We start from the raw sequence: 12,989 nt of genomic DNA, 5'->3' as shown, positions 1-12,989 counted from the left end.
GTCACAGAAGGTGCGCGGACGCCGCGAGTTCGACGGCCCGCCCCTCAACGGCGGCCGTGGTGGCCGCCTCGGCGAGGGCAACCGCCTCAGCCGCGGTGGTCGCGTTGGACCGAGGCGCTCGGGACCGGCCCACCCGGCAGGCATGCAGGTCCTGCAAGGCCGCGGCGACGCTCGCGGCATACACCTGCTGTTTGGCGGGCTCTCCCCCGAGACTGAGCCGTATGCCGACGCGCCGGCTGGCCGCGAAACTCACCCCCCGGCCGCGCGCCACGGGTGCACCGCCGTCGGTGGAGGTGATGCGGACCGCGTCCGGTGGCGCTGCGTGCCCCGGGAGGTCGAGGAGGCCGGGCGTGCTGAGCAACACGCGGACAGCTCGCTCCCCCGCTTCGTCGGTGAAGACGTCGAGCTCGGCCTCCACCGGGATCCAGCCGGCAATCCGCGCCTCTGCCGAGCCGAGGTCGATGCGCATGAGTTGCCGCTCCGCCCGATGGGCATGCGTGAACGAATGCGTATGCGTGGCAAGGCAATCGCCGTGCAGCACGGTGGCCGAGACCAGGTCCGGTGCGGGCCACCCGCTGCGCCTCGTGGCCGCGGCGACCACACTCGTCGGCGCGACATCGACGAACATCCGGGCCGCGTCGAAGAAGTGCACTCCGTGCTCGATGAAGATGCCGCCCGAATCGTGCTCATCCCAGAACCAGTGATCGGCGGGCAGGCTCTCATCGGCCGCGTCGTTCTCGAAGAGGAAGCGCACCGGGCGCAGACCGAGCTCGTCCTGCACCGCACGCACCGCGGCGAGCAACGGGTTGTAGCGCAGCACGTGGTCGACGACCAGCACCCGGCCGGCGCCGATCGCGTTGTCCCGCAACGCATTCGCCTCGACCTGATTGCCGCCGAGGGGCTTTTCGCAGAAGACGTCCTTGCCCGCGGCCAAGGCACGCTGAGCAAGAGCGAAGTGGGTGTGCGGCGGAGTCACAATCGCGACGGCGTCGACATCCTCGTCCGCCAGCAGCTGTTCGACCGACCGCGCGGGAGCTATCGCAGCCCGTGAAAGCCGTTGCGCTGCAGCGGGATCGGCGTCGGCAACGGCCACCAGCTCGACGTCCGCTGCGGCAGCCGCGGCGCCGGCGACGAAGTGGCCGAAATTGCCCGCGCCCACCAGGGCAAGGCGGGTCCTCATCCCTTGACCGACCCGCCGACGACGCTCGCCACGAGGAAGCGCTGCAGGAAGACGTAGACCACGAGCAGTGGCGCCGCCACGATCAGGGTCGCAGCCGCCAGCAGGCTCCACTGGCTGGTGTAGGTGCCCTTGAAGGCAAACAGTCCCAGCGTCACCGGGGATTTCGCCTGGTCCGGCAACAGAATCGTGGCCAGGATGATGTCGTTCCAGACGCCGATCGCCTGCAGGATGAACACCGTCGCGAGCACCGGCTTGATCAGCGCCGGCAGGAAGGTGAACAGGTAGCGCAGGTAGCCGACGCCGTCCAATGCGGCGGCCTCGTCGAGCTCGCGCGGCACCGACTTGAGGTAGCCGGTGATGAGCAGCGGACCGACGCCGACGCCCGAGGCCAGGATGATGATGTAACCCAGCCGGGTGTCGTAGAGATTGAGCCGCAGCGCCAGCTGGAAGACCGTCACCAGGGTGTTGGGCAAGAACAACATGGCCGCGAAGACGGCATTCCACAGCTTGTTGTACTTGAGGTAGCCGCGCGCCACCGGGAAGCCGACCAGCAGGGACACGACCGTGCCGATGCCCGCGGCGGCGAAGGTGTAGAGCACGCTGTTGCCGATGTATGCCGCGAAGTTGCCCCGGTCCCAGGCCGTCGCGAAGTTGCCGATCTGCGGGAGTTTGACGATCCCGGTCGGGTTGGAGAAGAACTCGCTGTTGGACTTCAAGGCGGTGTTGACCAGGAACAGCAGCGGGTAGAGGTAGATCAGCACCACGACCGCCATCAGCGTGTAGAGCACGATCTTGCCGATCGGGCGCGGGCCCTTCCCGGGGTCGGCCGATCGCACCGGCGCGGCGCCACCGTCGGCCTCGAGGTCCGGCACCGGTGTGCTGTTGACCAGACTCATAGCGCGGTCTCCTTCCGGCGCAGGTAGGCCAGCGTCAGCAGGGAGACGATCATCACGATGACGAACTGCACCATCGAGATCGCGGCGGCATACCCCTGGGACAGCGCCGTGCCGCCCTGCGCACCGCCGAAGCCCTGGGTGAAGATCGCCAGCGACAGCACCTGGGTGGCCGGGTTGATCGGGCCGGTGAGCACGTAGATCAGCTGGTAGCTCTGCAGTGAGCCGATCATCGGGCTCGGGCTTTTTGTCGGCAACTGGGCCGGCGGCAAGGCGGCCGACCGTTCCCTTGACCGCACGCTGGCGGCGATGCTCGGCCTGCTCACGCTCGCGATGGTCACCTTCGCGCTCGTCGCCCCGTGGCGACTGCCTGCCGTGGTCGCACTCGTCGCCATGGGAGCCTTCGCCTTCGGCGCGGTGCCCGCGCTGCAGATGCGGATCATGAGGTATGCCGGGGCCGCGCCGACCCTCGCCTCCGGGTCGAACATCGCCGCCTTCAATGTCGGCAATGCGACGGGAGCGTGGATCGGGGGCCTGACGATCAGTGCCGGGCTGGGCTATGTCTCGACCCTCTGGGCCGGTGCCGCGATGGCGGGGGCGGCCCTGCTCACCGCCGTCGTCGCCAGCCGCGCCGACCGGCTGCCGAAGTGCACCGCCGAGCTGGACACCGCCAAGGCTCACGCTGGAGCAACGGCCTGACCGCGCACCTCGCGTCCGCAGATCCGCACCACCGCTCGTGCGCACACGCGGACGCACACCCGACCGAGCGCCGTGCGTCCGCAGATCTGCAGCACCGTTCGTGCGCACACGCGGACGCACGCCGGAGCACCGACCTGGCCGAAGTTCTGGCTCATCCGCAGGTCGGCACGTCCGCGGTGGGGAGTTCGATGCGATTGCTAGGGCGCAGGGGTCGGTCGCTTGGCAAAAGGCACGTCTCGCGAGACGTTAGGTCGGCGGTGCGTACGTAGATGATGGAGCGGTCCTTTTCCCGCATGATCATCGACCAACTGCGGTCTAGATCAACGACGTAGCCGACTTCCGAGGTGCTCTGCCTCGTGCCTGTGTCAACGATCCCGATACGCTCGGCGGGAAGGTACGGGCGCGTGAGCACGGGTGCGACGTTGTGCGTCAACAGGTAAAAGGAGAACAGTGCGATGCCAAGGACTGTTGCCATCAGCGGCGCACTCTCAGCGGTGTCCTCAGAGCCCTTCCCGAACAGGTAACCGCCAACGCCCATAGCTGCAGCGCATGGTAGAAGCACCCATGGGCTCCCAGTGCTTCGCCATCCACGAAGTACGAGGCAAGGACCATCAGCAGCCCGGCGCCTCCGAAGCAGCTGACCGCAGTGCTGATGCGGTCCTGGGCGACCGCAGAGGCGCCACGTGTCAGGTACGCGATGGTCGCGGCTGTTATCAGCACGGGTCCGAGGTTGAGCAGGACGCCAGTGAGCAATGTCAGGGGCGGTGTCGACCGGAGGAGGGCCAGTGCCGTCGCCGGCTGGTAGTGCGACACGAGGAGAGTGTCGAGCACCACGAGGACGGCGGCGAGCAACAAGCCCTTGTTGATGATCGATCCCCGCGAGTTATGCGCGATCGCCCAGACACCGTCCGTTAGACGCTCACGCTGCACCTCGCGCTTGAGGTCACGCCACTCTTGTTGCGTTGTGCCAGCTCTCATATTTCAAGGTGTACCCGCCGGCACCGACAGGGCGCCCGCGCAGCCCATCTGACCGGCGCGCTCGAACGGGTCGCCGGGCTCATGCGGTAGGTGGGTAATGGTGGGCTGCGAACCTCAGATATCCGCGTCATTCCGGGTGGACGTAAAGGGACTCGAACCCCTGACCTCTCGCGTGTGAAGCGAACGCTCTAACCAACTGAGCTATACGTCCGTGAGGCCGCGCCGACGGGCGGCGCTGCGAGGGATGATGCTAGCCGAGCGACCCCGGCCGGGACCAATCGGGGCGGCTCACCGGTCGATGCCCGGCACCGCGTCCAGCCAGCCGGCCACCGGCTCGGGCGCGAAGCCGGGCACGCCGGTGAGGCTGAGCATCACCCAGAAGATGCCGAGCACCAGCGCGAAGGTGCCGAGCCCGACCAGGCCGGTCACCCACCATGGCTGCCGCTTCAGCCACATGTTCCAGGCGTGCAGCTTGCCCCGTCCCCAGCGCAAAAGCCTTGCGGCCCAGACGAATTCGGTCGCGAGGATGCCGAGACCGACGAAGACGATCAGCCAGCCCGGCCCCGGCGCGGGCACCGCGATCAGGCCACCTATGGTGACCGCCGCGCCGACGATCGCCACACCGATCCGATAGATCTGGTTGGGCAGGAAGTGCCCGTGCAGCTTGCGCCGCCACGCCCACCGATGCGAGGTCGGGCGCAGCGACTCTCGCTCCTGCGACTGGTCCTGCGTGTGGTCTGGCATCGTCGTCGACACGTCCTACTCCCCCGCTGCGCGCTCCTTGAACACCTCTGCCATCCGCCGGGTCAACGGTCCCGGCGCCGGCACCTCACGATCATCAACGCGCGAGACCGCCTGGACGTCCCGCGTCGAGGAGGTAATGAACACCTCGTCGCAGGACTGCAGCACCTCCAGCGGCATCGTCGCCTCCCGCACCGGCAGCCCGGCATCGCGTCCCCACTCGAGCACCAGGTCGCGCGTGATGCCCGGCAGCAGGCCGGATTCGACTGGCGGAGAAAGGATTTCGCCGTCCACCACGACGAAGATGTTGCTGCCCGTCCCCTCGCACAGCTCACCCCGGGTGTTGGCGAAGATCGCCTCCGTGCCCCCGCGTTCCTTCGCGTGAGCGAGCGCCACGACGTTTTCGGCGTATGACGTCGTCTTCAGTCCCGCGACCGCCGACCGTTCGTTGCGGGTCCAGGGCACGGTGCAGATCGCGGTGGTCGCGGGCGGCCGGGGCACCGGCCCGGCGAGCACGATGTAGGTCAGCCGATCGTCCAGCCGTTCCGAGCCGAGCGGACCCGCACCGGCGGTCACCGAATAGCGCACCCGACCGAAGTCCAGGCCGTCCGCGAGCACGGCCGCGATCCCCTGGTCGAGCAGATCGCGGTCGGCGGTGGGCAACCCCAGACCCTTGAGCGACCGGTCCAGCCGGTCGTGATGTCGCTGCAGCGCGAACACTTCGCCATCGACGACCTTGCAGGTCTCGAAGACGCCATCACCCACCGTCACGCCGTGGTCGAGCGCGCTGATGCTCGGCCGATCACCCACCAGCTCGCCGTCGACCCAGACCCGAATGTCCGCCATACCGGCCAGCCTAGGCAGTCTCCCGCCAACAGCGAAGGCCGCCGGAAACTCCGGCGGCCTTCGCACCATGGTGGGCGATACTGGGTTTGAACCAGTGACCTCTTCCGTGTCAGGGAAGCGCGCTACCGCTGCGCCAATCGCCCATGGTCGAGCATGGAGCGGACAACCGGGCTCGAACCGGCGACCTCAACCTTGGCAAGGTTGCGCTCTACCAACTGAGCTATGTCCGCCTTGCTGTCCGCCTCACGGGCGCGCAGCGGGGTAAACCATAGCTCACCGCCGCGCCCGATTCCATTCGGCCCCAGGGCGGCCACCCTTGACAGCGCCGGTGACCCGGCCCACACTCTTGTGGAATCTTGTTTTCAACATACGGAATCGACCCGAGGAGTGTTCTTCCATGACCACGGTGCTCACCGACAACCAGTACGGCAAGGCGGAGAACCGGGTTGTCCGGGTCAGCCGCGACACCGACCGGCACGACATCATCGACCTCAATGTCACCTCGCAGCTGCGCGGCGACTTCGACGCCGCGCACTACGAGGGCGACAACTCCCATGTCGTTGCGACCGACACCCAGAAGAACACGATCTTCGCCTTCGCTCGAGAGGAGATCACCTCACCCGAGGCCTTCCTGCTGAAGCTCGCCGATCACTTCACGTCCTCCTTCGACTGGGTGACCGGGGGCCGTTGGGCCGCAGAGGAATTCGGCTGGTCGCGGATCAATGACCACGACCACACCTTCGTCCGCTCCGCGCCCGAGACGCGCACCGCGGTGCTCGTGCGCGACGGTGACCGGGACACGATGATCAGCGGGTTCTACGGACTGACCGTGATGAAGACGACGGCGTCCGGCTTCGCGGGCTACCCCAAGGACAAGTACACGACGCTGCAGGAGACCGACGACCGCATCCTGGCCACCGACATCGCGACGCGCTGGGTCTACACCGGCACCGACCTGGACTTCGACGCGCTCTACGACGCGGTCAAGGCAACGATCCTCGACGGCTTCGGCAAGGAATACTCCAAGGCACTGCAGGAGACGCTCTTCCAGATGGCCTCGGCCGTGCTCGACAACCACCCGCAGGTCGAGCAGATCCGCTTCTCCTGCCCCAACAAGCACCACTTCCTGTCCGACCTGGCGTTCTGCGGGCTGGACAACCCCGGCGTCGTCTTCTATGCCGCCGACCGCCCGTACGGCCTGATCGAGGCCACCTTCGCGCGCGAGGGCTCATCCGCCTCGGCGGACGCGTGGACGGGCATCGCCGGCTTCTGCTGATCTTTCTCCCGTATGCCGCCCGCCGCACCTTGCGCGGCGGGCGGCCGCTTTGTCTGCCCGCGAGCAGGCGACGGCATACGCGAGGCCACCCACCTCGGCGAGCCGCCGGGACGACCGCACGAGACGACCAGCGAGACGACCGTTCAGGACGGGCCGCCGAGGTGGGGGCCGCTGCGCGCCGGCCCCGACCCACCGATGGTGAGAACCGCGGCGGGACTGAGCGACCAGTGGGACCGGTTGCGCAACGGGAACGCTCCAGCGCATTCCGTATCTCGGACTTTAGCTTCCACATTTCGGTACGGCAAGGGTTGACGCAGCCTCGCCCACGTCCTACCGTCCTTTCGTACCGCAAGAAGTGGTTTCCGCACTGCGAAAGTCAAGGGAGTCGCGAATGACGCGCTGGACCGTGAACTGCTCGATCCTGCTGACCGACCGCCCACTGCTCGAGCGACCGGCCGCCGCCAAGGCCGCCGGTTTCGACGCCGTGGAGTTCTGGTGGCCCTTCGCCGGCCCGACCCCCGCTTCCGCGGAGGTGGACGCCTTCTGCGCCGCCATCGAGCAGGCGGACGTGCAGCTGACCGGCCTCAACTTCTTCGCCGGTGACATGCCGGCCGGTGAGCGCGGCGTGCTGTCCGACCCCGCCCGGGGCGGCGAGTTCCGCGCCAACCTCCCGGTCGTCGTGTCCATCGCCGAGCGGCTCGGCACCCGCTGCTTCAACGCCCTCTACGGGCTGGTTCCGCCCGACGCAGACCGGTCGGCCGCCGAGGCCGAAGCCGCCCGCAACCTGCGGGCCGCGGCCGAAGCGGTCTCGGCGGTCGACGGCACCGTGTTGCTCGAGCCGGTATCGGGCGCGCCGGACTACCCGCTCGCGACGGCCGCCGACGCCCTCGCGGTCATCGACTCCCTCGGCACCGACCGCGTGCGACTGCTCGCGGACTTCTACCACCTGTCGGTCAACGGCGACGACGTTGCCGCGGTCATCGAGCAGCACGCTCCTGCTTTCGGTCACGTGCAGATCGCCGACAACCCCGGACGCGGTGCACCCGGCACCGGCAATCTGCCTCTCTCCCAGTGGATTTCGCGCACCGAGGAGCTCGGGTATGCCGGCCCGGTCGGCCTCGAGTACAAGGACGAGAGCGCCGACCCCTTCGCCTGGCTGCAGCGCTTCTGAAGCCCCTCGACCCTCTTCGAAAGGACATCACCATGGCTGACTCCAAGCCCAGCATCGCCGTCATCGGACTCGGCATCATGGGCGGCCCGATGGCCGCCAACCTCGTCAAGGCCGGCTACTCGGTCACCGGTTACAACCTGCACGCCGACAAGGTGCAGCAGCTCGTGGACGCCGGCGGCAAGGGAGCCGACAGCATCGCCGACGCGGTCAAGGACGCCGACGTGATCATCACGATGGTGCCCGACTCCCCCGACGTCGAGACCGTCGCGCTCGGCGAGGACGGCCTGATCGCCCACGCCACAAAGGGCGCCCTGTGGATCGACACCTCCTCGATCCGACCCGATGTCGCCGTCGAGGTGGCCAAGCAGGCGACCGACGCCGGTCTCGAGGCGCTCGATGCTCCGGTCTCCGGCGGCGAGAAGGGCGCCATCGAAGCCACCTTGTCGATCATGGTCGGTGGCGAGCCCGCCGCCTTCGAGCGCGCCAAGCCGGTGCTCGACGCCGTCGGTGGCACCGTCGTCCACGTCGGCCCCAGCGGGTCCGGCCAGACGGTCAAGGCCGCCAACCAGCTCATCGTCGCCGGCACCATCGAGCTGGTCGCCGAGGCGTTGGTCTTCCTCGAGGCGTATGGCGTCGACACCGACGCCGCCATCAAGGTGCTCGCCGGCGGCCTCGCCGGCAACCGGATCCTGGACAACAAGGCGGCCTCCATGGTCGCGCGCGAGTTCAACCCCGGCTTCCGGGTCGACCTGCACCACAAGGACATGGGCATCGTCACCTCGGCCGCGCGCGAGGCGGGCGTCGCCATACCCCTCGGTGCGGTGACCGCGCAGCTGATGGGCTCGCTGCGTCAGCTCGGCCACGGCGACCTCGACCACTCCGCGCTGCTGCTGCTCGTCGAGCAGCTGTCCGGCCGCACCAAGGACACGGACTGATGGCGCGGATGCGGGCGGTCGACGCGGCCGTCCTGATCCTGGCGAAGGAAGGCGCGACGCAGGCCTTCGGCCTGCCCGGTGCCGCGATCAACCCCCTGTATGCCGCGATGCGCGACCACGGCGGGATCTCGCACGTCCTCGCGCGGCATGTGGAAGCGGCCTCGCATATGGCCGAGGGCTTCACGCGCGCAGCACCCGGCAATATCGGCGTCTGCCTCGGCACCAGCGGCCCCGCCGGCACCGACATGATCACCGGTCTGTACTCCGCCTCCGCCGACTCGATCCCGATCTTGTGCATCACCGGCCAGGCGCCGATCACCAAGCTCGACAAGGAGGACTTCCAGGCGGTCGACATCGCCGCGATCGCCGCGCCGGTCGCCAAATGGGCGGTGACCGTCAAGGAAGCGGCGCAGGTGCCCGGCACCTTGCAGAAGGCCTTCTGGCTGATGCGCGAAGGCCGCCGCGGCCCGGTGCTGGTCGACATGCCGATCGACGTGCAGCTCACCGAGATCGAGTTCGACATCGACACCTACGACCCGCTTCCGGTCGCCCGGCCGGCGATGTCGCCGGCCCAGGCGGCCAAGGTGCTCGACCTGCTGGCTGCCGCCGAGCGACCGCTGATTGTCGCCGGTGGCGGCATCATCAACGCCGACGCCGCCGACGCGCTGGTCGAGCTCGCCGAGTTGCTCGGTGTGCCGGTCGTGCCGACCCTGATGGGCTGGGGCGTGATCCCGGACGACCACCCGCTGCACGCCGGCATGGTGGGCATCCAGACCTCGCACCGCTACGGCAACGAAACCTTCCTGGCGAGCGACTTCGTGCTGGGGATCGGCAACCGGTGGGCGAATCGGCATACCGGCTCCTTGGAGGTCTACACGGCCGGGCGCACCTTCGTGCATATCGACATCGAACCCACCCAGATCGGGCGGGTGTTCGCGCCGGACTACGGCGTCGTGTCCGACGCCGGTGCAGCCCTGGATGCCCTGCTCGCCGTGGCCCGGGAGCGCCGCGACCGGCACGAGCTGACCGACCGGGGCGTCTGGGCCAAGGAGTGCCAGCAGCGCAAGGCGACCCTGCAGCGCAAGACCCACTTCACCCAGGTGCCGATCAAACCGCAGCGCGTCTACGAGGAGATGAACCGCGCGTTCGGTCCGGACACCGTCTACGTCTCGACGATCGGGCTGTCGCAGATCGCCGGTGCGCAACTGCTGCACGTCTTCAAGCCGCGGCACTGGATCAACTGCGGCCAGGCCGGCCCGCTCGGCTGGACGCTGCCAGCAGCGCTCGGTGTGGCGACGGCGCGGCCCGAGGCCCCGGTGGTGGCGTTGTCGGGCGACTACGACTTCCAGTTCCTCATCGAGGAGCTGGCGGTCGGGGCGCAGTTCAACATCCCCTACGTGCACGTGCTGGTCAACAACAGCTATCTCGGGCTGATCCGGCAGGCGCAGCGCGGTTTCGACATGGCCTACCACGTGTCGCTCGGCTTCGACAACATCAACTCCCCGGACACCGAGGGATATGGCGTCGACCACGTCAAGGTGGTGGAAGGCTTGGGCTGCAAGGCGATTCGCGTGCACGAGCCTGACGATCTCGCCGACGCGTTCCGCGATGCGCAGCGCCTCGCCCGCGAGCATCGGGTGCCCGTGGTCGTCGAGGTCATCCTGGAGAAGATCACCAATATCTCCATGGGCGCCGCCGGGCTCGATGCGGTCAACGAGTTCGAGGCACTGGCCACCTCGGCCCAGGACGCGCCGACCGCGATCGCGCTGATGGAGCCGATGGGCACCACGGCCCTGGAGGCGACGGCCGCGCCCTGAGGGCCGCCTCACCCGCACGGGCGGGCGGCGCGAGAGACTATGGGTCTATGGCACGCCGAAACCCGCAGCCCGCGCCGCCGCCACGGGTGCAGTCGATCATGGTCACGCCCGGGCCACGGGTCACGGTGCCGTTCGGGACCATCCGGGTGCGCTACCTGTGGAGCGGTGCACCGGTCAGCTATCGCGTGGTCGCCACCCAGTGGCGCACGCCGACCCGCACGTCGGCGCCGGTCGAATGGGCCAATGTCGCCGCCCGGGTGGCACCACGCGGTGTGCTGCTCGCGGAGGACCAGGCCCATGTCTCGCAGCTGCTGCGCGGCGCCCGAGACGTGGCGACCGCCCTCAGCTACCAGACCGCGGGCGCCCAGCGACTCGCCGACGACTTCGCCGAGGCGCTGCGCAACCGTGACCTGCGCCGGCTGCGCCATCTGTCCGGCGTGGCCGACCAGTTGCTGCACGCGCCCCAGCAACCGCCGCGCGCCCGGACCCCACATGAGGAGTTGCAGGACGCCGCCAATCTGCTGCACCGAAGCGGCCGGGAGGAAGACGCCAGGGTCGTGATCGACCTGGCCGGTCGGGTCAACCACCTGCCGGTGCGCGACCAGGAGGCGGCGCGGCAGGCGGCGGCCGCCATACGGGATGCCTATCGGCACCTGGACCGCGTGCCCGCCGACCTCGCCGACCTGCCCGGCCCGGACGGGACGACTCCGCGCGAGGACGCGGCGAGTGTCGTGGACGCCTCGGTCGGTCACCTGCGCCGGGCCCGCACCGCAGCGACGACCTCCGACACCAATGCCTTGCGGGCGCTACGGCGCTATAGCGGTCAGTGGGCCGACAAGCCCGGGCCCCTCGACCTCGATCACTGACCACTCGCTGCCGAAGGAAAACCTCGTGCCCCCATCCCCCCGTGTCTGGCTGCCCGAACGTCGCCGCTCCGGAGCGGGCATCCTGGCCGCCGGGCTCACCGCGCTCGCGCTGATCACGGTCCGCGGCCCGTTCACAGCAATGACCGCGGCCGACATCTCGGTGGTCGCGCTGCTGGTCCACCTGGTGGTCTATCTGGCGATCACGCTGCTGGCCTTCTCCGCCGCCACCGAATCCGAGATCCGTGCCTGGGCGGAGCGCGACAGCCGCGGCACGGTGCTGCAGCGCTATGTCCTCGGCACCGCTCCCGGACCGGGCGCCTCGCTGTTCATCGCCACGGTCGCGCTGATCGTCGCCGTGCTCTGGCTGCCGGCGAACAACTCCCCCGCGCTGCAGGGACACCCGCGCGTGGCCGTGGGCGTCGCCTTGGTGGCGATCGCCTGGCTGTCGGTGCTGGTGTCGTTCGCGGTCACCTTCCACGCAGACAACATCCTCGAGGACGGCACGGCGCTCGCCTTCCCCGACGATGCCCGTCCGCGGTGGGCCGATTACATCTACTTCGCTGTGTCGGTCATGACGACCTTCGGCACGACCGACGTCACGGTGCAGTCCACCGACATGCGCCAGACCGTCTCCTTCAACGCCGTCATCGCGTTCGTCTTCAACACGGTGACGGTCGCCGCCCTGGTCTCCGCCGTCTCCGGCTGATCCGGTATGCCGCTGTCGGTCCCCTAGGCGCGCGCCTGGACGACCACATTGCCCCGCAGGTGACCGTCGGCCCGTCGGCCCGAGGTCGAGTCACAGGTGATGAGCGACAGCACCTTGCCTGGGTTCGCCGACTGCCAGATCCAGCGGTTCTGCTGGGCGGCGATCTGGGTCTTGCCGATGGAGACCGGCCCCCGGCTGACCGTGAACTGCGTGGCGCCGCCGCTCGCGTCCGTCACCGTGACGAGGTCACCGGGGCGCACCGACGCCAGCGCCGCGAAGGTGTCCGGCTGATCGCCCCAACTCACGTGTCCGGCCAGCACCGAGTTGTTCGTGCTGGTCGTGCCCGGCGTGGGCCAGCCCGGGGCGGCATACCACCCGACCACGCCCTTCGGCGGGTTGAGCACGCCGTTGGGAGCCTGGACCGGAATCACCGTGGCGGACACCAGGGACCGCCCACCCCGGGTGACCGCGATCTGCACGGGAGTGCCGCCCTTGCCGGCGCGCACCGCACCCCCGCCGCCGCTCTTCGGGCGGACCGACGAGGACGACGAGCTGGTCGAGCTGGCGGACGTCGAGGACTTCGAGGACTTCGACGGCGAGGCTTTGGAGGACGTCGAGGACCGGGCAGTCTTCGACGAGGTCGACGACGACGCCGCGGACGAACTCGAGCCCGTCGAGGTCGTCGGCGCAGCCGACGACGCGCTCCTCGAGCCGGACGAACTCGAGGCGGTGCTGGGACTGGCCGGGGTGGAGGCCGCGACCGCAGCATTGGACGACCAAGGCGTGTGCCCGTCGAAACCGTCGGCTGCGATGTAGACCCCCGTCCCGGCCAATCCGAGGCCGAGGACCATCGCCCCGGTCGCCCACGGGTGGCGTGGACG

Annotated in this window: 15 protein-coding genes and 3 tRNA genes; 8 read left to right on the top strand and 10 right to left on the bottom strand. The window is 69.0% G+C overall.

What is annotated here, in order from left to right; all coding sequences use genetic code 11:
- Nucleotide 1: 1 nt before the first annotated feature.
- From G9U51_RS14370 to G9U51_RS14360, 3 genes are read right to left on the bottom strand one after another with little or no spacing between them, the layout of a single operon-like run.
- Nucleotides 2-1,180, bottom strand: coding sequence for a Gfo/Idh/MocA family protein (locus G9U51_RS14370; protein ID WP_166197701.1), 1,179 nt, complete (start codon nucleotides 1,178-1,180; stop codon nucleotides 2-4).
- Nucleotides 1,177-2,076, bottom strand: a complete 900-nt coding sequence (locus G9U51_RS14365) for a carbohydrate ABC transporter permease (protein ID WP_166197699.1) — start codon at nucleotides 2,074-2,076, stop codon at nucleotides 1,177-1,179. Before G9U51_RS14365 ends, G9U51_RS14370 begins: the two co-directional genes overlap by 4 nt.
- The gene (locus tag G9U51_RS14360; RefSeq protein ID WP_166197697.1) at nucleotides 2,073-2,399 is read right to left on the bottom strand and encodes a sugar ABC transporter permease; all 327 of its coding nucleotides are present in this window, start codon (nucleotides 2,397-2,399) and stop codon (nucleotides 2,073-2,075) included. The genes G9U51_RS14365 and G9U51_RS14360 overlap by 4 nt, the downstream gene beginning before the upstream one ends.
- Between G9U51_RS14360 and G9U51_RS14355 the strand changes: the two genes are divergently transcribed.
- A complete protein-coding gene (locus tag G9U51_RS14355; protein ID WP_166197695.1) occupies nucleotides 2,383-2,772 on the top strand; it encodes an MFS transporter in 390 nt (129 codons plus the stop codon). The two genes, G9U51_RS14360 and G9U51_RS14355, sit on opposite strands and share 17 nt — an antisense overlap.
- Before the next feature lie 474 nt (nucleotides 2,773-3,246).
- On the opposite strand, the gene G9U51_RS14350 is transcribed toward G9U51_RS14355, so the two are convergent.
- The 6 genes from G9U51_RS14350 to G9U51_RS14325 all read right to left on the bottom strand — a co-directional run bounded on the left by G9U51_RS14350 (nucleotide 3,247) and on the right by G9U51_RS14325 (nucleotide 5,567).
- A complete protein-coding gene (locus G9U51_RS14350) occupies nucleotides 3,247-3,750 on the bottom strand; it encodes a hypothetical protein (protein ID WP_166197693.1) in 504 nt (167 codons plus the stop codon).
- A gap of 137 nt (nucleotides 3,751-3,887) precedes the next feature.
- Nucleotides 3,888-3,961: transfer RNA gene (locus tag G9U51_RS14345), tRNA-Val, on the bottom strand.
- Between the two features lie 77 nt (nucleotides 3,962-4,038).
- A complete protein-coding gene (locus tag G9U51_RS14340; RefSeq protein ID WP_328823490.1) occupies nucleotides 4,039-4,506 on the bottom strand; it encodes a TIGR02611 family protein in 468 nt (155 codons plus the stop codon).
- A 3-nt stretch (nucleotides 4,507-4,509) separates the two neighbouring features.
- Entirely contained in the window at nucleotides 4,510-5,337 is an 828-nt protein-coding gene (locus G9U51_RS14335; RefSeq protein ID WP_171715575.1) for an aminotransferase class IV, read from the bottom strand.
- A gap of 68 nt (nucleotides 5,338-5,405) precedes the next feature.
- Nucleotides 5,406-5,480, bottom strand: a tRNA-Val gene (locus tag G9U51_RS14330).
- Between the two features lie 11 nt (nucleotides 5,481-5,491).
- Nucleotides 5,492-5,567 (bottom strand) — tRNA-Gly (locus tag G9U51_RS14325).
- Nucleotides 5,568-5,734: 167 nt separating this feature from the next.
- Between G9U51_RS14325 and pucL the strand changes: the two genes are divergently transcribed.
- The 6 genes from pucL to G9U51_RS14295 all read left to right on the top strand — a co-directional run bounded on the left by pucL (nucleotide 5,735) and on the right by G9U51_RS14295 (nucleotide 12,108).
- Nucleotides 5,735-6,613 (top strand): factor-independent urate hydroxylase, encoded by an 879-nt coding sequence (gene pucL, locus G9U51_RS14320; RefSeq protein ID WP_166197691.1) that lies wholly within the window; start codon nucleotides 5,735-5,737, stop codon nucleotides 6,611-6,613.
- 391 nt (nucleotides 6,614-7,004) lie between these two features.
- Nucleotides 7,005-7,784: a hydroxypyruvate isomerase family protein gene (locus G9U51_RS14315; RefSeq protein ID WP_166197689.1), complete on the top strand. Its 780-nt coding sequence runs from the start codon at nucleotides 7,005-7,007 to the stop codon at nucleotides 7,782-7,784.
- A 32-nt stretch (nucleotides 7,785-7,816) separates the two neighbouring features.
- Nucleotides 7,817-8,719, top strand: coding sequence for a 2-hydroxy-3-oxopropionate reductase (locus G9U51_RS14310; RefSeq protein WP_166197687.1), 903 nt, complete (start codon nucleotides 7,817-7,819; stop codon nucleotides 8,717-8,719).
- A complete protein-coding gene (gene gcl / locus G9U51_RS14305) occupies nucleotides 8,719-10,536 on the top strand; it encodes a glyoxylate carboligase (protein WP_166197684.1) in 1,818 nt (605 codons plus the stop codon). The genes G9U51_RS14310 and gcl overlap by 1 nt, the downstream gene beginning before the upstream one ends.
- Before the next feature lie 47 nt (nucleotides 10,537-10,583).
- Nucleotides 10,584-11,402 (top strand): hypothetical protein, encoded by an 819-nt coding sequence (locus tag G9U51_RS14300; RefSeq protein WP_166197682.1) that lies wholly within the window; start codon nucleotides 10,584-10,586, stop codon nucleotides 11,400-11,402.
- A 25-nt stretch (nucleotides 11,403-11,427) separates the two neighbouring features.
- Nucleotides 11,428-12,108, top strand: coding sequence for a DUF1345 domain-containing protein (locus G9U51_RS14295; RefSeq protein ID WP_207948337.1), 681 nt, complete (start codon nucleotides 11,428-11,430; stop codon nucleotides 12,106-12,108).
- Between the two features lie 23 nt (nucleotides 12,109-12,131).
- Here G9U51_RS14295 and G9U51_RS14290 read toward each other — a convergent pair whose 3' ends face one another.
- Nucleotides 12,132-12,614, bottom strand: coding sequence for a class F sortase (locus G9U51_RS14290; RefSeq protein WP_166197678.1), 483 nt, complete (start codon nucleotides 12,612-12,614; stop codon nucleotides 12,132-12,134).
- Between G9U51_RS14290 and G9U51_RS14285 the strand changes: the two genes are divergently transcribed.
- Nucleotides 12,601-12,924, top strand: a complete 324-nt coding sequence (locus G9U51_RS14285) for a hypothetical protein (protein WP_166197676.1) — start codon at nucleotides 12,601-12,603, stop codon at nucleotides 12,922-12,924. The genes G9U51_RS14290 and G9U51_RS14285 overlap by 14 nt on opposite strands.
- Nucleotides 12,925-12,989: the final 65 nt, after the last annotated feature.

It is taken from the genome of Metallococcus carri, assembly GCF_011440275.1.
GTDB classification, from domain to species: Bacteria; Actinomycetota; Actinomycetes; order Actinomycetales; family Dermatophilaceae; genus Metallococcus; species Metallococcus carri.
The sequence above is the reverse complement of the archived record's forward strand: the minus strand, read 5'-3'. Positions and strand labels throughout refer to the sequence as shown.

Excerpts from the sequence above, each read along its gene's own strand:
- gcl (WP_166197684.1), top strand. The coding sequence starts at position 8,719 with ATGGCGCGGATGCGGGCGGTCGACGCGGCCGTCCTGATCCTGGCGAAG.
- G9U51_RS14350 (WP_166197693.1), bottom strand. The coding sequence starts at position 3,750 with ATGAGAGCTGGCACAACGCAACAAGAGTGGCGTGACCTCAAGCGCGAG.
- pucL (WP_166197691.1), top strand. The coding sequence starts at position 5,735 with ATGACCACGGTGCTCACCGACAACCAGTACGGCAAGGCGGAGAACCGG.
- G9U51_RS14300 (WP_166197682.1), top strand. The coding sequence starts at position 10,584 with ATGGCACGCCGAAACCCGCAGCCCGCGCCGCCGCCACGGGTGCAGTCG.
- G9U51_RS14365 (WP_166197699.1), bottom strand. The coding sequence starts at position 2,076 with ATGAGTCTGGTCAACAGCACACCGGTGCCGGACCTCGAGGCCGACGGT.
- G9U51_RS14355 (WP_166197695.1), top strand. The coding sequence starts at position 2,383 with ATGCTCGGCCTGCTCACGCTCGCGATGGTCACCTTCGCGCTCGTCGCC.
- G9U51_RS14315 (WP_166197689.1), top strand. The coding sequence starts at position 7,005 with ATGACGCGCTGGACCGTGAACTGCTCGATCCTGCTGACCGACCGCCCA.
- G9U51_RS14370 (WP_166197701.1), bottom strand. The coding sequence starts at position 1,180 with ATGAGGACCCGCCTTGCCCTGGTGGGCGCGGGCAATTTCGGCCACTTC.
- G9U51_RS14335 (WP_171715575.1), bottom strand. The coding sequence starts at position 5,337 with ATGGCGGACATTCGGGTCTGGGTCGACGGCGAGCTGGTGGGTGATCGG.
- G9U51_RS14310 (WP_166197687.1), top strand. The coding sequence starts at position 7,817 with ATGGCTGACTCCAAGCCCAGCATCGCCGTCATCGGACTCGGCATCATG.